Source organism: Bacillus sp. FSL R5-0422, assembly GCF_038610765.1.
GTDB lineage: Bacteria > Bacillota > Bacilli > Bacillales > Bacillaceae > Bacillus > Bacillus pumilus_O.
Genome location: NZ_CP152014.1, coordinates 2,122,258 through 2,144,398, shown reverse-complemented (window position 1 = coordinate 2,144,398; position 22,141 = coordinate 2,122,258). Strand labels below are relative to the sequence as shown.

The window sequence follows — 22,141 nt, the reverse complement described above, 5'->3', positions numbered from 1 at the left end:
TACTGGTTTTCAAAGGAATAAGGCATTATAGATGTATATAGAAATTTTGTTGAAAGCGAGTTGATCCTAATTGGATCTTTTATCAATAAAAAATCCAACGTTTCTAAAAGGAATGTCAAATGCAGAATTAGAAGAGCTTAGCGCTGACATTCGCATGTTTTTAATTGAATCCTTAGCTAACTCTGGTGGGCATATCGGTCCGAACCTCGGAGTCGTTGAGCTGACTGTTGCGCTTCATAAAGTATTTGACAGCCCAAAAGACAAATTCCTCTGGGATGTTGGACATCAGTCTTACGTTCATAAGCTGTTAACGGGAAGAGGATCGGAGTTTGATACACTTCGCCAATATAAAGGGCTTTGCGGTTTCCCTAAACGAAATGAAAGCGAACATGACGTTTGGGAGACAGGTCACAGTTCAACCTCGTTATCTGGTGCGATGGGTATGGCAGCAGCGCGTGATATCAAAGGGACAGATGAATATATCCTGCCGATTATCGGAGACGGCGCACTAACCGGAGGTATGGCGCTGGAAGCTTTGAATCATATCGGTGATGAAAAGAAAGATATGATTGTGATCTTAAACGACAATGAAATGAGCATTGCGCCAAACGTCGGTGCGATTCACACAATGCTTGGCAGATTGCGTACAGCTGGCAAATACCAATGGGTAAAGGATGAGCTCGAATATTTATTCAAGCGCATTCCAGCTGTAGGCGGAAAGCTTGCTGCCACAGCAGAACGTATTAAAGACAGCCTTAAATATTTACTTGTATCTGGCATGTTCTTTGAGGAAATGGGGTTTACCTACTTAGGTCCTGTTGACGGACATTCATATGAAGATCTATTTGAGAATCTTGAATATGCAAAGAAAACAAAAGGTCCTGTTCTTCTGCATGTCATCACGAAAAAAGGAAAAGGCTATCAGCCAGCAGAATCCGATAAAATCGGGACTTGGCACGGTACGGGCCCATACAAAATTGATACAGGTGATTTTGTAAAACCGGCAGCAGCAGCTCCGTCTTGGAGTGGTCTTGTCAGTGAAACAGTCAGAAAGCTGGCACGGGAAGATGAGCGGATTGTTGCGATCACGCCTGCGATGCCTGTTGGTTCAAAGCTTGAAGGCTTTGCAAAGGAATTTCCAGAGCGGATGTTTGATGTAGGAATTGCCGAGCAGCATGCAGCCACAATGGCAGCTGGGCTTGCGACGCAGAACATGAAGCCATTTTTAGCGATTTATTCAACGTTCTTGCAAAGAGCCTATGACCAAGTGCTACACGATATTTGCCGCCAGAACCTTAACGTATTTATTGGTATTGATCGAGCTGGACTTGTCGGTGCCGATGGAGAAACCCATCAAGGTGTGTTTGATATTGCCTTTATGCGTCATATGCCGAATATGGTACTAATGATGCCAAAAGATGAAAATGAAGGACAGCACATGGTCAATACAGCTATTCAGTATGATGACGGTCCTATTGCTATGCGCTTCCCGCGCGGTAACGGGCTAGGTGTCAAAATGGATGAACAGCTGAAAACCATTCCAATTGGGTCCTGGGAGGTTCTTCGCCCAGGGAAGGATGCTGTGATTTTAACATTTGGTACGACGATTAAAATGGCGCTTCAAGCAGCAGAAGAACTTCAAAAAGAAGGGAAATCGGTTCGTGTGGTCAACGCTCGTTTTATTAAGCCTCTTGATGAAGCGATGTTAAATGACATTCTTTCTGAAGGTATTCCAATTTTAACGATTGAAGAAGCTGTGCTCCAAGGCGGATTTGGCAGCAGCGTCTTAGAATATATACACGATAAAAAAGCACCTCATATTAAAGTAGAACGTATGGGCATTCCAGATGAATTTATTGAGCATGGGAGTGTTGATGCCCTGCTTGAAGAAATTGGTTTGACGAAGGTACAGGTTGCTGACACTTTACGTGACATGCTTCCCGTAGCACCAAGAAAAGGAATTGGATCATGACATCAAAGAAAGAACGACTTGACGTTTTATTAGTCGAACAAGGACTAATGGAAACGAGAGAGAAAGCAAAGCGTGCCATTATGGCAGGGATCGTTTACTCAAATGAAAACCGTTTGGATAAACCAGGAGAGAAAATCGCTCGTGATACACCGCTTACTGTGAAAGGGAACCCTTTGAAATATGTGAGCCGCGGCGGATTAAAGCTAGAAAAAGCGCTAAAAGAATTCGACTTAACCGTTGAAGGGAAATTACTAATTGATATTGGTTCATCAACAGGTGGATTTACAGATTGTGCTCTTCAAAACGGAGCAGTCAAATCATATGCTGTTGATGTTGGCTACAATCAGCTTGCGTGGAAATTAAGGCAGGATGGCAGGGTCATTGTCATGGAGCGCACCAACTTCCGTCATTCCGTCCCAGCAGATTTTACTGAAGGATTGCCAGAAGTGGCGTCAATTGATGTCTCTTTTATTTCACTTAAACTCATTCTGCCGGCTTTAAAGCACATTCTTGTCCCAGGCGGAGACTGTATTGCACTCGTCAAGCCTCAATTTGAAGCAGGCAGAGAGCTTGTTGGTAAAAAAGGCATCGTACGAGAACCGTCTGTCCACCTTGGTGTACTGGAAGAGATGAATGAATTTGCTGCAAAAGAAGGCTATGATGTGAAGGATGTCTCATTTTCGCCTATTACTGGCGGTGACGGGAATATTGAGTTCCTGCTCCATTTAAAGCTTCATCCCGATCAAGAAGAGAATGCGGCACTTCCGGTTTCAGAACTTGAAAAGATCGTCAAGGAAGCCCATTCTGTATTGAAAGAAAAGAAAAACAGTCCTGAGCCGGCTGACACATGAGGTTGAAACAAAAGGAATAATAGCTCGCTATTATTCCTTTTTACATGGTCAAAAGATGAGAATTGGCCGTTTCTCACGTAACGCTTGTTTTTTGAACTGTGGTTCATATAACATAGAACGTAAAGACAAACTGAGATCAAACGCCTAGGGGGGTCAAAAAATGACTAAAGGTCAAAGGCATATTAAGATTAGAGAAATCATCGCGAGCCAAGAAATTGAAACACAAGATGAACTAGTTGATATTTTAAAAGCCGATGGATATAACATTACACAAGCGACCGTATCAAGAGATATTAAAGAATTGCATTTAGTGAAAGTGCCAACGAACAATGGAACGTATAAATACAGCCTTCCTGCGGATCAGCGGTTTAATCCGCTGTCTAAACTGAAGCGATCCTTAATGGATGCATTTATTAAAATGGATGCTGCCAGTCATTTAATCGTCCTCAAAACCATGCCGGGTAATGCTCAAGCGATTGGGGCTTTAATGGATAATTTAGATTGGGAAGAAATCATGGGAACTATTTGCGGAGATGATACCATTTTGATCATTTGCCGCACACCAGATGATACGGAAACAGTTTCAAGCAAAATTTTAGAGCTTCTATAAAGAATCAGGTTTACAAAAAGAGGTGTCAAATGAGTGTTAGCAGAACTAACCATTAAAAACTTTGCAATCATTGAAGAGTTAACGGTTTCATTTGAAAAAGGACTCACGGTCCTAACGGGGGAAACAGGTGCAGGGAAATCCATCATGATCGATGCTGTCTCACTTCTTGTGGGAGGTAGAGGGTCGTCTGAATTTGTTCGTTATGGTGAGAAAAAAGCTGAGCTGGAGGGACTTTTTCTTGTACCAGCAGCCGATCACCCTGTATTTGCTTTATGCGAGGAGCAAGGAATTGACGCATCGGATGAAATGATGATTCTTCGCCGTGATATTAACAATAACGGGAAAAGCATCTGCCGCATCAATGGCAAGCTCGTCACAATCTCACTTTTACGCGAAGTAGGACGCCTTTTGCTCGATATACATGGACAACATGATAACCAATTATTGATGGAGGATGAAAATCATCTGCATTTGCTCGATCAATTTGGTGCAGAAGAAATTGCACCTGCTTTGTCGCAGTATCAAGAAGCATATGAGCAATATACAAAGACAGCCCAAAAGCTAAAACAGCTCTCTGAAAATGAGCAAGAAATGGTGCACCGGTTAGATTTATTGCAATTTCAGCTAGAAGAGATTGAAGCGGCACAATTAGAGCCGGGAGAAGACGAGAAGCTTCAAGAAGAGCGTCATCAGATCAGCAACTACGAAAAGATCTTTTCCTCACTCCAAAACGCCTATAATGCCTTGCGCAATGAACAGGGGGGACTTGATTGGGTTGGCATGTCATCAAGCGAGCTCGATCAGGTTTCTGAAATCAACGATGATCTGAAAAAACTATCCGAACAAGTGTCGAACTCTTACTATTTATTAGAGGATTCGACGTTCCAAATGCGAAGCATGCTGGATCAATTAGAGTTCGACCCTGCACGTCTTGATTTTATTGAGTCTAGGCTGAATGAAATGAAGCAGTTAAAACGAAAGTACGGGACGACGGTTGAGGAAATTTTGGAGTATGCGGCGAAGATTGAAGAAGAAATCGATCAAATTCAAAATCGAGACACTCATCTGCAGACGCTTAAAAACAAACTGGATGCAATGAGCCGTGACGCACTGCTTGAAGCACTTAACGTTTCAGAGCTTCGTAAAAAATGGGCCAAAAAACTAGCGAAGCAAATTCAAACAGAACTAAAGGATTTGTATATGGAGAAGTCAACGTTTGATACATCCTTTTCTATTCGGTATGCGCCTTTTAGCAGCACAGATAATCCGCTCCTAGATGGAAAGCCCGTCCAGCTCGGAAAAAACGGAATTGACCAAGCTCAATTTGTGATTTCTACTAATCCTGGCGAACCGATGAAATCTTTATCAAAAGTTGCGTCTGGTGGAGAAATTTCACGTGTGATGCTCGCTGTGAAAAGTATCTTCTCAGCCAAACAAGAAGTCACTTCCATTATTTTCGATGAGGTCGATACGGGTGTAAGTGGCAGAGTTGCACAGGCGATTGCCGAAAAAATTTACAAAGTGGCGGCTGGCTCACAAGTGCTCTGCATTACGCACCTCCCGCAAGTAGCAGCAATGGCTGACACGCACCTCTTCATTTCAAAACGCTCTAAAGCTGGTAGAACACTGACAAGTGTCAAACCATTAAGTCATGAAGAAAAAGTGAGTGAAATTGGCAGGATGATTGCGGGTGTGGAAGTCACTGAGCTGACAAAACAGCACGCAAAAGAATTGCTCCACCAAGCAAATGATGTCAAAACAACAGGGTAGCTGAAAAACCAGCTACCTTTTTTATATTGTGTCAAAATCGCTGTATATACCCACGAAATCGCCTTTTTCTTTTATCAATTTATCCAATCATTTTCTAAAGCTGCCGGTTATAAATCAAAGCGAAGAAGGCAAAAGTAAAGATGTAGCCAAAACATGAGTGTTCTGGTGTGGGTAAGGAGCGAGGAGAGTGAAAAATGAATGCCCGAAAAGATGAGAAAAGCCATTGGTGTGATTCTCCTTGTTTCTTTAATAAGTACAGGGTTTATGAGCATAGTGAAGGAATACATCAGCATTCCAACAAATGTTGCTGTATTTGAAAAACAGAAGCACGCAATTGACACATCAATAGAAGCGTCAGCCAATGCTTCTTCACAAGCCTTTAGTCTTTCAGAGAAAAAGAATCAGCTTGAAGTAACAGGACAAAAGGCAGGAAAAGCCGAAATTGTTTATGATTTTAAAGGATTTCCTATTAAGAAAACAAAAGTCGACGTTCTCCCTGAATTAAAAGTCGTTCCTGGAGGACAATCCATTGGCGTCAAGCTCCATTCTGTAGGAGTTCTCGTTGTAGGTTTTCATCAAATCACAACAGCAGACGGCAAAAAATCACCAGGCGAAGCCGCAGGCATTCAATCAGGGGATATGATCATTGAAATTAATGGTCAAAAGATGGAGAAAATGAACGACCTCACCCCATTTATCCAGAAAGCAGGAAAAACAGGTGAAACGCTTCGTTTACTCATAAAAAGAGACCATAAAACCTTTCAAACAACATTAACACCCGCAAAAGATGCAAGTGAAGGCACGTATCGAATTGGTCTTTACATTCGAGATTCCGCAGCAGGAATCGGCACAATGACCTTCTATGAACCATCTTCTAAAAAATATGGTGCCCTTGGGCATGTGATTTCCGACATGGATACGAAAAAACCAATTGTTGTCGACAATGGTGAAATTGTCAGATCAACCGTAACATCGATTGAAAAAGGCACAGGAGGCAATCCTGGAGAAAAATTGGCAAGATTCTCTTCCGAACGAAAAACGATAGGGGATATCTCCCGCAACAGTCCATTCGGTATCTTTGGTACGTTAACCGAAAGTCTTGAAAATCATGTATCAGACAAACCGCTTCCAGTTGCCTTATCAAATGAAGTGAAAGAAGGTCCAGCAGAAATTTTAACTGTTGTCGATCATGATAAAGTGGAGAAGTTTGATATTAAGATCGTCAGCACGACTCCGCAAAAATTTCCGGCAACAAAAGGGATGGTACTAAAGGTAACAGATGAGCGTCTTCTAAGTAAAACGGGCGGTATCATCCAAGGCATGAGCGGAAGCCCGATCATCCAAAACGGAAAAGTCATCGGGGCGGTCACACACGTATTTGTCAATGACCCGACCAGCGGCTACGGCGTACACATTGAATGGATGCTGTCAGAAGCAGGCATCGATCTTTATCAAAAAAACAAAAAAGCAAGCTGATCATCAAACTGCCGCGAATTTTCCGGCAGTTTTTTTCTCCTCTTTCTTTCTCTGCCATCATGTTATAAAATAAGGAAAAAGAGATTTTTCGACAAAATGGAAAAAGATATGTTGTCAAATTGCAATAATCGTCGATTCGTTAAGAAAAACGTAGAAAAAGCTAGATAATGCTCTATTATTCGGAAAATTAAAGTTTTTTAAAGGGGATAGCATGGTTTTGTCGAATTGAACACTCAGAAGAGAAATGCAAAAGACTAAAGGAATCGACATTGGGGAGGAAAGAACGTGGAGAAAATTAAAGTGTGTGTAGCTGATGACAATCGAGAGCTTGTTGGCCTTTTGACAGAGTATATTGAGGGACAGGAAGATATGGAAGTACTTGGCGTGGCGTATAATGGTCAGGAATGTCTGACATTATTTAAAGATAAAGAGCCCGACGTTCTCCTCTTAGATATTATCATGCCTCATTTAGATGGCCTTGCTGTACTGGAACGCCTCCGTGAAAACAATGACATGACCAAACAGCCAAGTGTGATTATGCTAACAGCGTTTGGACAAGAAGATGTGACGAAAAAAGCAGTTGATTTGGGCGCATCTTATTTCATCTTAAAGCCATTTGATATGGAAAACCTAGTCGGTCATATTCGTCAAGTCAGTGGAAACGGCACACAAGTCACCCATCGATCTTCATCTATCCAAAACAGTGTTCTTCGAAATAAACCTGAACCAAAACGTAAAAACTTAGATGCGAGCATTACGACGATTATTCATGAGATTGGCGTACCCGCTCATATTAAAGGTTACTTATACTTAAGAGAAGCCATCTCAATGGTGTACAATGACATCGAGCTTCTCGGAAGCATCACAAAAGTGTTGTATCCAGATATCGCGAAGAAATTTAACACGACCGCTAGCAGAGTAGAACGAGCAATTCGTCATGCGATTGAAGTGGCTTGGAGCAGAGGAAACATCGATTCCATTTCCTCACTCTTTGGTTATACAGTCAGCATGTCTAAAGCAAAACCAACCAATTCTGAATTTATCGCAATGGTGGCTGATCGTCTACGCTTGGAGCATAGAGCTAGCTAGTTCATTTTCATAAAAAAACGTTTCTTCAAAGAGGCGTTTTTTTATTTTGGGAAGTATTGTTAAAAATTGTTTGTGTTGATACACTCATCTTATTGTCTCATTTGGACAATACAGCTTGATTTATTTTCAGAATAAAATGAAAAATAGAGCATGAATGAAATGGGTATGACATAAATTAGTGGTAATCAGCTACGCCAATCAATTGTTTGGTCTTCAAAATAGAAGAAGGAAACGCTCATTCGTAAGGAAAAGGATGAGAGGAAAAGGTCTGATGGATTTGGTAAATAAAGCAAATGAGATCGAAAGTTCTATTGCTATTGACCTGATTGGTTGGCGTTTTAAAGTCACTGGCTTCTTAGAGATTGTGCCATTTGAACTGAATATTCCCATTGTCGAATTTAATAATTTTCACATTCTTTTACTATGCTATAATAATGAAAAGAAGAGGGTGAGGTTATGGGAAAGCTGAAAATCCACTCTGCTGAGGTAGCGAACGAAATTAGCAAGTGGACGAGGGTCATTTCTCAAAATGACCTAGAAAAATCTGCTATCTATAAAGAGAAAATTCAGAATTTGCTAAAAAATACAGATGAAGACCGTGAAGTTCTCCTGTATTATCAGCTTGTTAATGGCAGACATGAAATGTTACTTGGCAATATTGAAAAAGCCAATCATATTATGAAGAGTGTCGGAACACTTGATGAGAAAGCAGATGACATTATTAATTTTTATTTTTACTTTTACAAAGGCCAATATGCAGCATATGTGAAAAAGTATGATGAAGCCATCAGCTTTTACAAAATTGCAGAACAGCGTCTAAAACGTGTGAATGAAGACCTTGAAGTAGGGACTTTTCATCATAAGGTTGCTTCAATCTATTACGAACTGAAACAAAATTTCATATCCATAAATCATATAAAAAAAGCCATCGATACGTTCAAAGCGCATGAAGAGTATACAGCGCAGGCGATTGATAGCTTGATTTTACATGCGAGTAATTGTATCGATTTGATCCAATTTGACGAAGCGGAAGAAAAATACCAAGAAGCACTTGAGAAAAGTAAACGCATTAACAATGAAGTGCTGATTGGGAAATGCTATCACAATTTAGCCGTTCTTTATTATGCGAAGCATGATTACGAAAAAAGCGCACAATATGCCAAAAAAGGGATGGGCATTCAAATGCACCGTGACAATAGCCATTATTACATCCAATCTTTATATGTTCTGGCTAATGCCTTGGTTCATCTAGGAGATCAAGAGGCGAAGGAATATATTAAAGAGGGCATACATTATAGTTGCGATATCCAAAATAATGAATATATAGTAAAATTTGAAATTTTAGATTTGATGTGCGAAAATAGTGGAGCAGCAGACGTATTCTCTGAAAAATTAGACTACATAGAAAAAAATAGATTATATGTGGAGCTTGAGGATTTGTCTGAACAAATATCGAAATACTTCAAGGAACGAAATGATTATCAAAATGCCATTCGTTTTCTTGAAAAGAAATTCGATGCACAAATACTTCAAAAGAAAGTGGAGGTTATCTTATGAAAAAGTTGTTGTTAGGTTTAACCATCGTTACAGCAGTCGCAGTTGTTTCTTCCCTTTTTGCTCTTGACGCCGAGACGACAGAGCAAGCCATCAGAGCGATTACGTGATCGAATTTATACAGAACCTCTTCGTACTCATCAGAAGAGGTTTTTTATGTGCTCAAACTGGAAAAACGAAAAGAGAGACGTCATAATGAAATGAAAGAAAGCATCATAACTAGAGGTGGCATATGACGAAAATTTTTGCACACAGAGGTTTTAAAGGAATCTATCCTGAAAATACGATGATAGCCTTTGAGCACGCACTTCATTCAGGAGCTGACGGGATTGAGCTGGATGTCCAGCTGACGAAAGATGGCAGGCTTGCTGTCATTCACGATGAGAAGCTGAACAGAACAACGAATATGACAGGCTTAGTGAAAGACCATACATATGAAGAGTTAAAAGCAGGAGATGCGAGTCATTCTTTTTATGAAGAAACCGGTGCTGTATCTATTCCTCTTTTGGAGGAAGTATTGGAGCTCGTGACCGAGCAATCATCACTCATTATGAATATTGAACTGAAAAACTCCATTTATCGATATCCAGGTATTGAAGAGAAGGTAAAGGAGCAAATTGAACACTTTCAAATAGAAGATCGTGTACTTGTCTCATCGTTTCATCACGGCAGTTTAGCTCTTTTTCACAAGCTAATGCCGCATGTTGAGCTTGCTGTTCTCACAATGGATGTGATTCATCAGCCAGAAATGTATATAAAAACAGTACCTGCAAGAGGGTATCACCCGAATATAAAGGGTGCAGGGGTAACAAAAGAAGTCGTATCGGCTCTCCATGCTGACCAGCAAGTCATTAGGCCATTTACAGTCAACAGTGAAAAGCAAATGAAAAGCATGTTTTCCTTAGGTGTCGACGGAATCTTCACAGATTTTCCTGATAGAGCCGTCAAAATAAGAGAAGAAATGAAATAAAGACCTGCGATCAATAGCGGGTCTTTTTTTCATGTTTATCTCTGTTTAAAGCGGGTGGTTACTTTATTTCGTTTGCGGTCTCTATATAAAATAAAGCCAGCAACTACGTAAAGACCTCCTCCTAAAAAAACCAATCCTGCAATTCCTTGCAGCCATAAAAATGGAAACGGTGCAATGATGATACCGAAAACAGTGTCGCGTAACAGCTTAATCCCAAGTGCAGCAAACGCGCCAGGTATTAAAATAATCACTAATGCAAGTATTCTCCCCATCAAATGTCCCCTTAAACGTCATTTACTTCCATTGTCTAATTCAAAAAATATTTTGTCAAGAAAGGAAAACGTGGTAATATAAGAGTTGTGCAATTTTTTGCAACGGAAAAATATGGTGTGCAAATTTTTTCATATAAAGGGGTAACGGGATGCAGAGAGTCTTGATTGTCGGTGCAGGACAGGGTGGATCAGCATCACTTGAAACATTGCTTAAAACAAATATGATTCAAATCGTTGCAATCGCCGACCTTGATCTTGGGGCACCGGGGATGGTAGAAGCGAAAAAGAATGGAATTGATACGACAACGGATTGGAAAGAATACATAAAAGATGACATTGATATCATCATCGAAACAACGGGCAGTTCAGCTGTTCTTAAAGAACTGATGGAAGAAAAAACAGAGCAGTCTGTCATTGTTCCAAGTTCGATGGCTTACGTCATATCAGAATTAATGTCAGAAAAGCATCAGCTCATTCAAATATTAAAAGAACAAACCTATAAACATGACCGCATTTTTAATGCAACGAACGATGGCATGATTTTTATCAATATGGATGAAGAAGTCGTTCTGTTTAATCGATCGGCTGCCAAAATGGTTGGACGTTCGCAAAAAGATGCGATTGGCCGGCACATACGTGAAGTGATCCCTAATACAAAACTCCCCGATATTTTAAGGTCGAGGGAGCCAGAATTTCATCAAAAACAATTTCTGAATCAGCAAATACAAATTGTTACAACGCGTTTGCCGATAATTGATGATGCAGGAAGAATGCTAGGCGCTCTATCCATTTTTAAAGATATTACAGATGCAGTGGAACTTGCAGAAGAAGTCACAAACCTCAAAGAAGTGCGCACGATGCTCGAGGCTATCATTCAATCATCAGATGAAGCGATATCCGTCGTAGATGAGCAGGGGAAAGGGATTTTAATCAACCGAGCTTATACGAAAATGACGGGATTAACAGACAAAGAGGTTGTGGGCAAACCTGCGGGTGCGGATATTTCTGAAGGGGAAAGTATGCATTTGAAGGTGCTTGAAACAAGAAGACCAGTTCGAGGCGTCAGAATGAAAGTCGGACCTAATAAGAAGGATGTGATCGTCAACGTAGCACCAGTGATCGTTGATGGCATTTTAAAAGGCAGTGTAGGCGTCATTCATGACGTATCAGAAATTCAATCACTCACCAATGAATTAAATAAAGCAAGGCAGCTCATCCGAACACTTGAGGCTAAGTACACTTTTGAAGACATTATTGGAGAAAGTGAGCAAATGCTTGTTGCGCTTGAGCAGGCAAAACTAGGGGCAAAAACACCAGCCACCATTTTACTCAGAGGAGAATCAGGTACTGGGAAAGAGCTATTTGCGCACGCTATACACAATGAAAGTGACCGAAAATATAATCGTTTTGTGAGAGTCAACTGTGCTGCCTTATCAGAAACACTTTTAGAGTCAGAGCTTTTTGGCTACGAGGAAGGTGCATTTTCTGGTGCGAGGCGAGGCGGGAAGAAAGGGCTGTTTGAAGAAGCGAATCATGGCAGTATCTTTTTAGATGAGATTGGTGAAATGACGCCAAGTACACAAGCGAAATTATTACGCGTCATGCAGGAGAAAGAAATTGTGAGAGTAGGCGGAACAAAAGCGATACCAGTTGATGTGCGTGTGATTACTGCAACAAATGTCAATATTGAAAAAGCGATGGCGGAAGGGAAGTTCAGAGAGGACTTATATTACCGGATGAACAGATATCCGATCTCTATTCCGCCTCTAAGGCAGCGCCTTGAAGACATTGACTCCTTAAGTAAACGTCTCATTCAGAAAATCAATTTAGACTATGGTCGAAATGTGAGCGGCTTAACAGAAGGTGCGCTCGATAGACTTCGATCCTACAGCTGGCCAGGGAACGTAAGAGAACTGGAAAATGTTCTTGGACGAGCCATGATCTTTTTGAATCCGCAAGAAGAATGGATCGACGAAGATCATATTTCCTTTATGGAGTCAGAAGAGCATGAAGAAAAAGAGCAACAGGAACTGGCTGTCAGTCAATTCGAGGGAGAGACTCTTTCGGATGCTGTTGAAGCGTTTGAAGCGCAGTTGATTAAACAAACCCTTGAAAAGCATCAATTCAACCGCACGAAAACAGCGAAAACGTTAGGGATTAGCATTCGAAATCTTTACTATAAAATGGATAAATATCAACTTGCAAAAGATAGCATGCAATAAAATGCATATATTCTGCAAAAAGTTGCGCGTATTTCATGCGAAATGACTAATTTCGCTGCGTTTCAAGCTGGCATAGAACTTGCATATAAAAACCATGAACCCGAGCATAAGGAAAGGTGGGCATATATGAAGCTTGACGATCTGATTATGAAAGCTGCCCAGCTGCAGAATAAAACTGCTGCTGTGGCTCATGCAGAAGACGAAGAAGTGCTTCATGCCATCAAGATGGCAATTGAACGCAAAGTCGCTCGCTTCCTGCTGGTTGGGAACAAACGCAACCTGAAGGAGCTGGTGAAACAGCATGAGATCAATGAAGACTGGATAGATATTATTCATTCGGATTCTCCTGAAGAATCAGCCAAAATTGCCGTGCAGGCAGTGAGTGAGAAGCATGCAGATATATTGATGAAGGGGCATGTCACGACAGCCGTTCTTTTAAAAGCGGTACTGAATAAAGAGTACGGGCTGCGGACAGCGAGTGTTCTATCACATGTCGCGGCATTCGAAGTGCCGGGCTTTGATCGGTTTATTTATGTCACAGATTCTGCGATGAACATCGCGCCTGATCTAAACATGTTCAAAGAGATCACGATCAATGCTGTTCAAGTAGCGCAAGCTGTCGGAAACGACATGCCAAAGGTTGCTGTTTTATCTGCTGTAGAGGTTGTGAACCCGGCAATGGATTCCACATTGACAGCGGCAAGCCTGGCGCAAATGAATAAGCGAGGGCAAATTTCTGGCTGCCTCATTGACGGACCACTTGCTTTAGACAATGCCATTTCTCAAACAGCCGCGTCTCATAAAAATATTACGAGTGATGTCGCCGGTCATGCAGATATTTTGCTTGTGCCAACGATTGAAGCAGGGAACATTCTTTATAAATCTCTCATCTACTTTGCACATGCAAAGGTTGGGGCTGTGGTGGCAGGAGCGAAGGCGCCGATTGCTTTAACAAGCCGGTCGGATACAGCCGAAAGTAAGCTTTATTCAATTGCGCTTGCCATCTGTACATCAAATTAAGCGAAAGTCATAGGAGGAATAAACAATGGAACTTTTTAAATATATGGAACGATACGATTATGAGCAGCTTGTATTTTGTCAGGATGAACAATCTGGCTTAAAAGCGATTATTGCCATTCATGATACAACACTTGGGCCAGCACTAGGCGGGACAAGAATGTGGACGTATGAAAACGAAGAAGCAGCCATCGAAGATGCACTTCGTCTAGCAAGAGGGATGACTTATAAAAACGCAGCAGCAGGCCTGAATCTTGGCGGCGGGAAAACAGTTATCATCGGTGACCCAAGAAAAGATAAAAATGAAGAAATGTTCCGTGCGTTTGGACGCTACATACAAGGATTAAATGGTCGCTATATCACAGCAGAGGATGTCGGCACAACGGTAGAAGATATGGATTTGATTCATGAAGAAACAGACTTTGTGACAGGTATATCTCCTGCATTTGGTTCTTCAGGAAATCCGTCTCCTGTTACGGCTTACGGTGTATATAAAGGGATGAAAGCTGCTGCCAAAGCTGCATTCGGTACCGATTCATTAGAAGGAAAAACGATTGCAGTCCAAGGTGTTGGGAATGTCGCGTACAATTTGTGTAAACATCTGCACGAAGAAGGTGCGCAGCTAATTGTCACAGATATCAACAAAGACTCTGTAAAACGAGCTGTAGAAGACTTTGGCGCAAAAGCAGTAGACCCTGACGACATTTATGATCAAGCATGTGATATCTATGCACCTTGTGCACTTGGTGCAACGATTAATGATGTAACGATTCCCAAGCTGAAAGCAAAGGTTATCGCAGGTGCAGCGAATAACCAGCTGAGAGAAACGCATCATGGCGATCTGATTCATGAAATGGGCATTGTGTATGCACCTGATTATGTAATCAATGCAGGCGGCGTCATTAACGTTGCTGATGAACTGTATGGCTATAATGCAGATCGTGCGATGAAAAAGGTAGAAGGTATTTACCAAAACATTGAACGCGTCATTGAAATTTCAAACCGTGATGCCATTCCAACTTATAAAGCGGCAGACCGATTGGCGGAGGAGCGAATTGAAAGAATGCGCAAATCAAGAAGTCAATTCCTGCAAAATGGCCAACATATTTTAAGTCGTCGCTAATTTGAAGAATGAGTTGAAACGGAGGTTTTCTTTTTGCTGACAAAAGAATGGCGTATTCTCACAATTAATCCTGGCTCTACTTCAACAAAAATCGGTGTGTTTCACAATGAACGATCTATTTTTGAAACGACACTGAGACATACAGATGAGGAATTAAAGCAATTCCCTCATATTATTGATCAGTTTTCATTTCGTAAAGAAACCATCCTGAAGACGCTGCATGAACAAGGGATGAACATCTCAAAGTTTGATGCAGTTTGTGCGCGCGGCGGTCTTCTTCGTCCGATTGAAGGTGGCACATATGAAGTCAATGAGCAAATGGTGCAAGACCTGAAAGAAGGATATGCTGGCCAGCATGCATCTAATCTGGGCGGTATCATCGCACGAGAAATTGCACTTGGCTTGAACATCCCAGCTTTTATTGTCGATCCAGTTGTAGTGGATGAGCTAAAACCAATTGCTCGTATTTCAGGTCTGCCAACGATTGAAAGAAAAAGTATCTTCCATGCATTAAATCAAAAAGCAGTCGCAAGAAAAACAGCTGCATCTTTTGGGAAGCGCTACGAAGATTTGAACATGATTATTACACATATGGGCGGCGGCATCACGATTGGTGTCCATGAAAAAGGGAAAGTCATTGACGTCAATAATGGACTGCATGGCGAAGGCCCTTTCAGCCCGGAGCGAGCGGGGACCTTGCCAACTGGTGACCTTGTCAACCTTTGCTTTTCTGGTGAGTACAGCCAAGAGGAAATGCTGAAGCGCATTATTGGTGAAGGTGGTCTTGCGGGCTACCTTGGTACGACAGATGCTGTGAAAGTAGAGCGGATGATTGAAGCAGGCGATGAACGAGCAGCGCTGATTTATGAGGCGATGTGCTATCAAATTGCCAAGGAAATCGGTGCGGCTAGTGCTGTCTTAAAAGGCGCAGTTGACGTCATTGTTCTAACAGGCGGACTTGCGTATAGCAAACAAATTACATCAAGTATTAGAGGTCACATTGACTGGATTTCAGATGTAGTCGTGTATCCAGGTGAAAATGAACTGCAATCCTTAGCAGAAGGTGCACTTCGTATTTTAAAAGAAGAAGAATCTCCGAAAGAATACCCAAATGATCAACAGATGAAGAAAGGAGTGACAAGTCATGGCAACTGAATATGACCTCGTCATTCTTGGTGGAGGCACAGGCGGCTATGTAGCGGCCATTCGTGCCTCACAGCTTGGATTGAAAACAGCAGTTGTAGAAAAAGAAAAGCTTGGCGGAACATGTCTCCATAAAGGATGCATTCCGTCTAAGGCGCTGCTTAGAAGTGCTGAAGTTTATCAAACCGTCAAACGTGCTGCTGATTTTGGCGTTGAGGCAAATGGCATTGCCTTGCAGTTTGCCAATGTGCAGAAAAGAAAAGCAGAGATTGTAGAGAAACTAGCAGGCGGCGTTAAACATTTAATGAAACAAGGGAAAATTGATGTTTATGAAGGGATCGGCCGCATTCTTGGTCCATCTATCTTTTCACCAATGCCAGGAACCATCTCCGTAGAAATGGCAAATGGAGATGAAAATGAAATGCTCATTCCAAAGCAGGTCATCATTGCGACAGGTTCAAGACCACGTGTTCTGCCTGGGCTTGAAGCAGATGGGACGCACATTCTTACATCAGATGATGCACTAGAACTGTCAGAGCTTCCGAAGTCGATGCTCATTGTCGGCGGCGGGGTGATCGGAATCGAGTGGGCTTCTATGCTCAATGATTTTGGTGTGAAAGTGACGGTCATTGAATTTGCAGATCGCATATTGCCGACAGAGGATCATGACATTTCTAAAGAAATGGAAAAGCTTTTATCTAAAAAAGGCATCACCTTTGTGACAAATGCGAAAGTACTGCCAGATACCGTCAAAAAGCAGGAGAACCTCGTGACGATTCAAGCAGAAAAGGATGGAGACATTCAGACGTTTGAAGCGGAAAAACTTCTTCTATCAGTCGGCAGAGTACCAAATATTGAAGGCATTGGTCTTGAAAACACAGACATCCAAACAGAAAAACAAGGCATTGTCGTGAATGAACATTATCAAACGAAAGAATCACATATTTATGCAATAGGAGATGTCATTGGTGGGCTTCAGCTGGCACATGTGGCTTCACACGAAGGCATGATTGCTGTGGAGCATATGGCTGGTCAAAATCCAAAGCCGCTCGATGAAACGCTCGTTTCTAAATGTGTTTACTCTCACCCGGAAACCGCTAGTGTTGGACTCACTGAACAGGCGGCAAAAGAGCAAGGCTTTGAAGTCAAAATGGGGAAATTCCCATTTATGGCGATCGGAAAAGCACTTGTATACGGGGAGTCAGATGGATTTGTCAAAATCATTGCTGATCAAAAGACAGATGATATTTTAGGGATTCATATGATTGGTCCTCATGTCACAGATATGATATCTGAAGCTGGATTAGCTAAAGTACTTGATGCAACGCCGTGGGAAGTCGGGCTAACAATTCACCCGCACCCAACCTTATCAGAGGCGATTGGCGAGGCAGCCCTTGCTGTTGACGGGAAAGCGATCCATTTTTAATCAAGGAGGGAAATAAGATGAGTAACATGCGTCATCATGAATTAGGATTATCTGATGAACAAGCAATTGATATATATAGAACAATGCTTCTGGCAAGAAAAATTGATGAACGGATGTGGCTTTTAAACCGTTCAGGTAAAATTCCATTCGTTATATCTTGTCAAGGGCAGGAAGCGCAGCAAGTTGGTGCTGCTTTCGCTCTCAATAGAGAAGAGGATTACGTCTTACCTTACTACCGTGATATGGGGGTTGTCCTTGCATTTGGAATGACAGCAAAAGATTTAATGATGTCAGGTTTTGCAAAACAAGACGATCCAAACTCAGGTGGCAGACAGATGCCAGGACATTTTGGACAGAAATCCAATCGAATTGTGACAGGATCTTCACCTGTTACAACGCAGGTTCCTCATGCAGTGGGAATCGCACTTGCTGGACGGCTAGATCAGAAAAACTTTGTCAGCTTTGTCACGTTCGGTGAAGGCTCTTCAAACCAAGGTGATTTCCACGAAGGGGCTAACTTCGCTGCTGTGCATAAGCTGCCTGTTATTTTCATGTGTGAAAACAATAAGTATGCAATTTCCGTGCCGTACGACAAACAAGTAGCTTGTGAACGCATTTCAGATCGTGCGATTGGGTACGGAATGCCTGGCGTAACCGTTGATGGCAATGATCCGCTTGAAGTATATGCCGCTGTCAAAGAAGCGAGAGACCGCGCGGCAAGAGGCGAAGGACCAACGTTGATTGAAACGATCTCTTACCGTTTAACTGCGCATTCAAGTGATGACGATGATTCAAGCTATCGAGAAAAAGAAGAAGTGCTCGAAGCGAGAAAGAAAGATCCGCTCATCAAATATGAAACGTATTTAACCGAAGGAAACGTCATGACTTCAGAAATGAAAGAAGAGATGACAAAAGAAATCATGCAAATCGTAAACGAAGCCACTGATGAAGCGGAAAACGCTGCTTATGCTGATGCTGAAAGCGCACTTCGTTACGTGTATGCGGAGTAAGGGGGAAGAAAAATGCCTGTTATGTCATATATAGACGCCATTACACTGGCAATGAAAGAAGAAATGGAGCGAGATCCGAAAGTGTTTGTGCTCGGAGAGGATGTCGGGAAAAAGGGCGGTGTATTTAAAGCGACAGCGGGTCTCTATGAGCAATTCGGAGAAGCGCGCGTCATGGATACACCTCTTGCAGAATCAGCCATTGCTGGAGTTGGGATTGGGGCAGCGATGTATGGAATGCGCCCAATTGCAGAGATGCAATTTGCGGATTTTATCATGCCAGCCATTAACCAAATCATTTCAGAGGCGGCGAAAATTAGATACCGCTCAAATAACGATTGGAGCTGTCCGATGGTCATCCGCGCACCTTATGGGGGCGGAGTTCACGGGGCGCTTTATCATTCACAATCAGTTGAAGCGATTTTTGCCAACCAGCCTGGTTTGAAGATTGTCATGCCTTCTACGCCTTATGATGTAAAAGGTCTTTTAAAAGCTGCGGTACGAGATCCAGATCCTGTATTGTTCTTTGAACACAAACGTGCCTACCGTCTCATTAAAGGAGAAGTACCTGAAGAGGATTACACACTTCCTATTGGAAAAGCAGATGTGAAACGTGAAGGCGATGATATCACGGTCATTACATATGGCCTCTGCGTCCATTTTGCGCTGCAAGCAGCAGACCGCCTTGCGAAAGATGGCATTTCTGCGCATATTCTCGATTTGAGAACAGTGTACCCGCTTGATCAGGAAGCCATTATTGAAGCGGCATCAAAAACAGGCAAAGTGCTTCTTCTAACGGAAGATACAAAAGAGGGCAGCATCATGAGTGAGGTAGCGGCGATCATATCAGAGCATTGCTTATTTGATTTAGACGCACCAATCAAACGTCTAGCCGGACCAGAAATTCCAGCAATGCCTTATGCACCGACGATGGAAAAATTCTTTATGGTCAACCCAGATAAGGTAGAAGCTGAAATGAGAGAGCTAGCGGCGTTTTAAGAAAGAGGAGGGTTTCAAGTGGCAACTGAACAAATGAAAATGCCTCAGTTAGGTGAAAGTGTAACAGAAGGAACCATCAGCAAATGGCTCGTTTCACCTGGCGATCATGTGAATAAATACGATCCAATTGCAGAAGTCATGACGGATAAAGTGAACGCAGAAGTCCCGTCATCTTTTACAGGAACCATTACAAAGCTATCAGCTGAAGAAGGCGATACACTTCAAGTAGGAGAAGTGTTCTGTGAAATTGAAGTGGAAGGCAGCTCACAGCAAAGTGCAGAAGAAGAAGCGGCACCTGAGCAAAGTGAAGCACCTGAAGCAGATCAAACAAAAGAGGATCAAAGTCAAAAGAAACGCTACTCTCCAGCGGTCCTTCGTTTAGCAGATGAGCACAGCATTGATTTAGCGGCAGTGCAAGGAACGGGAGCAGGTGGAAGAATCACAAGAAAAGATTTACTTCAGCTGATTGAAAGCGGCGGCATGCAAGAGAAGACAGCACCTGTGAATGAACAGGCAATCAAGCCAGAGCCTGTGCAGTCATCAAAACCAAAAGCAGCGCCTTCCATCTCTACAATGCCTGGTGATGTTGAACTGCCAGTCACGCCAATCAGGCAGGCGATTGCGGCAAATATGCTGAGAAGCAAACATGAAATTCCGCATGCATGGACAATGATGGAAGTTGATGTGACAAACCTTGTGACTAGAAGAAATCAGCTCAAGGACCAATTTAAAGCAAAAGAAGGCTTTAATTTGACGTTCTTTGCGTTCTTTGTCAAAGCAGTGGCACAGAGCTTAAAGGAATTCCCAGAAATGAACAGCATGTGGGCTGGAGATAAAATTGTGCAAAAGAAAGCGATCAATGTCTCGATTGCTGTTGCAACTGATGACGCTCTTTTTGTTCCAGTCATTAAGGATGCAGATGAAAAAACGGTTAAAGGCATCGCTAAGGAAATTCATGAGCTTGCTTCCAAGGTGAGACAAGGTACGCTGAAGCAAAGTGACATGGAAGGCGGCACCTTTACTGTAAACAACACGGGATCATTTGGTTCTGTACAATCTATGGGAATCATTAATTATCCGCAAGCGGCGATTTTACAAGTAGAATCGATCGTGAAGCGTCCGGTGATTGTAAATGGTATGATTGCAGCGAGAGACATGGTTAACCTTTGTCTCTCATTAGACCACAGAGTTCTCGATGGTCTTGTATGCGGCAGATTCCTTCAACGGATTAAACAAATTCTTGAAGGCATTGACGAGCAGACATCTGTTTACTAAAACAAGAATGTCCCCCTCCCGCTATGGAGAGGGGGATTTCCCCATGATGAGAAAGGAGCGATGATATGTCTGGACTAGACTTTTTTGCATTTTTAACAATTGGACTCATGTTTATCACAGCAATTGCGTTCGCATTTCTTCGATATATTTCTAAATCACGCAATCATCCTGAAAGATTACTACTGATCATATCAATCGTTTCGATTATTCAAGTTTTGTATTGCTTGCTGCTTGTCGGTGGATTTAAAGGGGCAGCGAATAGCCTTTTAGGAATTTCTCTTCTTATCGGAACGCTGCTCGGATATGCACTTGAATATTTATACAGACGCTATATCAAAAAAACGCCCGAAAAAGAATGATCTCGGGCGTTTTCTTTATTCTGCTGGAACAATAAAGGTCAAATGCTGTTTTAACACTTCTAAAGAAGCAGGTGCTGTCATGTACACTTCGCCATCTGTATCAGCATCCATTTCCTCTTTTGTGTGGATATGAATACTGGATGCTTGAATGAGAGAGAGGTCGCCGGTGAAGTCTTCCAGCTCTTCCCGGTTCATAGAAAAGATCTCTTTTAGAGCAGAGAAGCTCGTATTTCTGCAAATTAAGATTTCTGCTTTCCCATCATCAATTGCTGCACTCGGCAAATCAATTTTATTTGTCCCGATAAAATGTCCATTCATGACAAGAACGATGACAGCTTCTTCTTCCCAGCTTTCCTCCTCTGTTTCGACTCGTACGTGAAAGGGCTCTGTTTGCTGCAAGGTGCGCAGGGCACTTGTGAAATAGCTGATTTTGCCGAGTACCGCTTTTTCCTTGTCATTAATATTGTTGGACGTGTCTGCAATGAGCCCAATTCCCCAAAAGTTTAACAAGTATCGATCTTCTGCCTTGATTAAGTCGACCTTTTTTTCTACGCCATCTATTATCATTTGAGCGGCTTTTTGCATTTGTTGCGGGATACCAAGGGTTCTAGAAAAGTCATTGCATGTCCCGCCTGGTAAAAGCGCTACAGCCGGCCTTTTTTCTAACCCGCCGATGCCATTCATACATTCATGCACGGTTCCATCTCCGCCTAATATGATCAGCAATTCTATTGTCTCATCAATTGTACGACAGAATTGATAAGCATCATTTGGCTGCTTTGTTGGTTTAAGAATGAGTTCATCAATATGTAGAGAAAGAAGAGGTACTGTTTGACCGAGAACTTTTTCCATGTTTTTTTGTCCAGCATTTCCATTATAAATGAGCATCGCTTTTTTGAATTGTGCCATCACGCAGTTCTCCCTTACATCTCTTTATCATCACTTTTCCCCAATTTCGCGGCGTATAAACGATGTTCAGAAAAAGTGGGGAATGAAAAGACAACAC

At 42.1% G+C, this 22,141-nt stretch carries 20 protein-coding genes; 18 read left to right on the top strand and 2 right to left on the bottom strand.

Going from position 1 to position 22,141, the window contains the following annotated elements:
* The first annotated feature begins 70 nt into the window (after positions 1-70).
* The 9 genes from dxs to MKX52_RS10835 all read left to right on the top strand — a co-directional run bounded on the left by dxs (position 71) and on the right by MKX52_RS10835 (position 10,292).
* Positions 71-1,972, top strand: coding sequence for a 1-deoxy-D-xylulose-5-phosphate synthase (gene dxs, locus MKX52_RS10875; protein WP_342490689.1), 1,902 nt, complete (start codon positions 71-73; stop codon positions 1,970-1,972).
* A complete protein-coding gene (locus MKX52_RS10870) occupies positions 1,969-2,823 on the top strand; it encodes a TlyA family RNA methyltransferase (RefSeq protein WP_342490688.1) in 855 nt (284 codons plus the stop codon). Before dxs ends, MKX52_RS10870 begins: the two co-directional genes overlap by 4 nt.
* 160 nt (positions 2,824-2,983) lie before the next feature.
* On the top strand, positions 2,984-3,433 hold the full coding sequence (gene argR, locus MKX52_RS10865; protein ID WP_012010523.1) for a transcriptional regulator ArgR: 450 nt from the start codon (positions 2,984-2,986) through the stop codon (positions 3,431-3,433).
* Between the two features lie 33 nt (positions 3,434-3,466).
* The gene (gene recN, locus MKX52_RS10860) at positions 3,467-5,203 is read left to right on the top strand and encodes a DNA repair protein RecN (RefSeq protein WP_144504026.1); all 1,737 of its coding nucleotides are present in this window, start codon (positions 3,467-3,469) and stop codon (positions 5,201-5,203) included.
* 198 nt (positions 5,204-5,401) lie between these two features.
* A complete protein-coding gene (spoIVB, locus tag MKX52_RS10855; protein ID WP_342490687.1) occupies positions 5,402-6,679 on the top strand; it encodes a SpoIVB peptidase in 1,278 nt (425 codons plus the stop codon).
* Between the two features lie 285 nt (positions 6,680-6,964).
* Complete coding sequence (gene spo0A, locus MKX52_RS10850; protein ID WP_012010520.1) at positions 6,965-7,768, top strand: sporulation transcription factor Spo0A; 804 nt, start codon at positions 6,965-6,967, stop codon at positions 7,766-7,768.
* Between the two features lie 271 nt (positions 7,769-8,039).
* The gene (locus MKX52_RS10845; protein WP_041815709.1) at positions 8,040-8,237 is read left to right on the top strand and encodes a hypothetical protein; all 198 of its coding nucleotides are present in this window, start codon (positions 8,040-8,042) and stop codon (positions 8,235-8,237) included.
* Positions 8,225-9,325: a Rap family tetratricopeptide repeat protein gene (locus tag MKX52_RS10840; RefSeq protein ID WP_251184289.1), complete on the top strand. Its 1,101-nt coding sequence runs from the start codon at positions 8,225-8,227 to the stop codon at positions 9,323-9,325. The genes MKX52_RS10845 and MKX52_RS10840 overlap by 13 nt, the downstream gene beginning before the upstream one ends.
* A 229-nt stretch (positions 9,326-9,554) precedes the next feature.
* On the top strand, positions 9,555-10,292 hold the full coding sequence (locus MKX52_RS10835) for a glycerophosphodiester phosphodiesterase (protein ID WP_251184290.1): 738 nt from the start codon (positions 9,555-9,557) through the stop codon (positions 10,290-10,292).
* A gap of 35 nt (positions 10,293-10,327) precedes the next feature.
* On the opposite strand, the gene MKX52_RS10830 is transcribed toward MKX52_RS10835, so the two are convergent.
* Positions 10,328-10,564, bottom strand: coding sequence for a DUF2627 domain-containing protein (locus tag MKX52_RS10830; protein WP_012010516.1), 237 nt, complete (start codon positions 10,562-10,564; stop codon positions 10,328-10,330).
* A 149-nt stretch (positions 10,565-10,713) separates the two neighbouring features.
* On the opposite strand from MKX52_RS10830, the gene MKX52_RS10825 reads away from it, so the two are divergent.
* From MKX52_RS10825 to MKX52_RS10785, 9 genes are all read left to right on the top strand, one after another.
* Entirely contained in the window at positions 10,714-12,786 is a 2,073-nt protein-coding gene (locus MKX52_RS10825; RefSeq protein WP_342490686.1) for a sigma-54-dependent Fis family transcriptional regulator, read from the top strand.
* A gap of 42 nt (positions 12,787-12,828) precedes the next feature.
* Complete coding sequence (gene yqiS / locus MKX52_RS10820; RefSeq protein WP_225970030.1) at positions 12,829-13,806, top strand: phosphate butyryltransferase; 978 nt, start codon at positions 12,829-12,831, stop codon at positions 13,804-13,806.
* Between the two features lie 25 nt (positions 13,807-13,831).
* Entirely contained in the window at positions 13,832-14,926 is a 1,095-nt protein-coding gene (bcd, locus tag MKX52_RS10815; RefSeq protein ID WP_003215658.1) for a branched-chain amino acid dehydrogenase, read from the top strand.
* Between the two features lie 33 nt (positions 14,927-14,959).
* The gene (gene buk / locus MKX52_RS10810) at positions 14,960-16,081 is read left to right on the top strand and encodes a butyrate kinase (RefSeq protein WP_012010512.1); all 1,122 of its coding nucleotides are present in this window, start codon (positions 14,960-14,962) and stop codon (positions 16,079-16,081) included.
* Entirely contained in the window at positions 16,071-17,495 is a 1,425-nt protein-coding gene (gene lpdA, locus MKX52_RS10805) for a dihydrolipoyl dehydrogenase (protein WP_342490685.1), read from the top strand. The genes buk and lpdA overlap by 11 nt, the downstream gene beginning before the upstream one ends.
* A 17-nt stretch (positions 17,496-17,512) precedes the next feature.
* On the top strand, positions 17,513-18,505 hold the full coding sequence (locus tag MKX52_RS10800; protein ID WP_012010510.1) for a thiamine pyrophosphate-dependent dehydrogenase E1 component subunit alpha: 993 nt from the start codon (positions 17,513-17,515) through the stop codon (positions 18,503-18,505).
* Between the two features lie 12 nt (positions 18,506-18,517).
* A complete protein-coding gene (locus tag MKX52_RS10795) occupies positions 18,518-19,501 on the top strand; it encodes an alpha-ketoacid dehydrogenase subunit beta (protein WP_003215848.1) in 984 nt (327 codons plus the stop codon).
* Positions 19,502-19,519: 18 nt separating this feature from the next.
* Complete coding sequence (locus MKX52_RS10790; RefSeq protein WP_342490684.1) at positions 19,520-20,776, top strand: dihydrolipoamide acetyltransferase family protein; 1,257 nt, start codon at positions 19,520-19,522, stop codon at positions 20,774-20,776.
* 65 nt (positions 20,777-20,841) lie between these two features.
* A complete protein-coding gene (locus MKX52_RS10785) occupies positions 20,842-21,135 on the top strand; it encodes a YesK-like family protein (protein WP_088000297.1) in 294 nt (97 codons plus the stop codon).
* Between the two features lie 15 nt (positions 21,136-21,150).
* On the opposite strand, the gene MKX52_RS10780 is transcribed toward MKX52_RS10785, so the two are convergent.
* The gene (locus tag MKX52_RS10780) at positions 21,151-22,044 is read right to left on the bottom strand and encodes a YegS/Rv2252/BmrU family lipid kinase (protein WP_342490683.1); all 894 of its coding nucleotides are present in this window, start codon (positions 22,042-22,044) and stop codon (positions 21,151-21,153) included.
* Positions 22,045-22,141 lie beyond the last annotated feature (97 nt).

What these genes read in the sequence shown, in the direction of transcription:
- MKX52_RS10870 (WP_342490688.1), top strand. Translation starts at nt 1,969, where the DNA reads ATGACATCAAAGAAAGAACGACTTGACGTTTTATTAGTCGAACAAGGA.
- argR (WP_012010523.1), top strand. Translation starts at nt 2,984, where the DNA reads ATGACTAAAGGTCAAAGGCATATTAAGATTAGAGAAATCATCGCGAGC.
- spoIVB (WP_342490687.1), top strand. Translation starts at nt 5,402, where the DNA reads ATGCCCGAAAAGATGAGAAAAGCCATTGGTGTGATTCTCCTTGTTTCT.
- MKX52_RS10845 (WP_041815709.1), top strand. Translation starts at nt 8,040, where the DNA reads ATGGATTTGGTAAATAAAGCAAATGAGATCGAAAGTTCTATTGCTATT.
- MKX52_RS10840 (WP_251184289.1), top strand. Translation starts at nt 8,225, where the DNA reads ATGGGAAAGCTGAAAATCCACTCTGCTGAGGTAGCGAACGAAATTAGC.
- MKX52_RS10835 (WP_251184290.1), top strand. Translation starts at nt 9,555, where the DNA reads ATGACGAAAATTTTTGCACACAGAGGTTTTAAAGGAATCTATCCTGAA.
- MKX52_RS10830 (WP_012010516.1), bottom strand. Translation starts at nt 10,564, where the DNA reads ATGGGGAGAATACTTGCATTAGTGATTATTTTAATACCTGGCGCGTTT.
- MKX52_RS10825 (WP_342490686.1), top strand. Translation starts at nt 10,714, where the DNA reads ATGCAGAGAGTCTTGATTGTCGGTGCAGGACAGGGTGGATCAGCATCA.
- yqiS (WP_225970030.1), top strand. Translation starts at nt 12,829, where the DNA reads ATGACTAATTTCGCTGCGTTTCAAGCTGGCATAGAACTTGCATATAAA.
- bcd (WP_003215658.1), top strand. Translation starts at nt 13,832, where the DNA reads ATGGAACTTTTTAAATATATGGAACGATACGATTATGAGCAGCTTGTA.
- lpdA (WP_342490685.1), top strand. Translation starts at nt 16,071, where the DNA reads ATGGCAACTGAATATGACCTCGTCATTCTTGGTGGAGGCACAGGCGGC.
- MKX52_RS10800 (WP_012010510.1), top strand. Translation starts at nt 17,513, where the DNA reads ATGAGTAACATGCGTCATCATGAATTAGGATTATCTGATGAACAAGCA.
- MKX52_RS10795 (WP_003215848.1), top strand. Translation starts at nt 18,518, where the DNA reads ATGCCTGTTATGTCATATATAGACGCCATTACACTGGCAATGAAAGAA.
- MKX52_RS10785 (WP_088000297.1), top strand. Translation starts at nt 20,842, where the DNA reads ATGTCTGGACTAGACTTTTTTGCATTTTTAACAATTGGACTCATGTTT.
- MKX52_RS10780 (WP_342490683.1), bottom strand. Translation starts at nt 22,044, where the DNA reads ATGGCACAATTCAAAAAAGCGATGCTCATTTATAATGGAAATGCTGGA.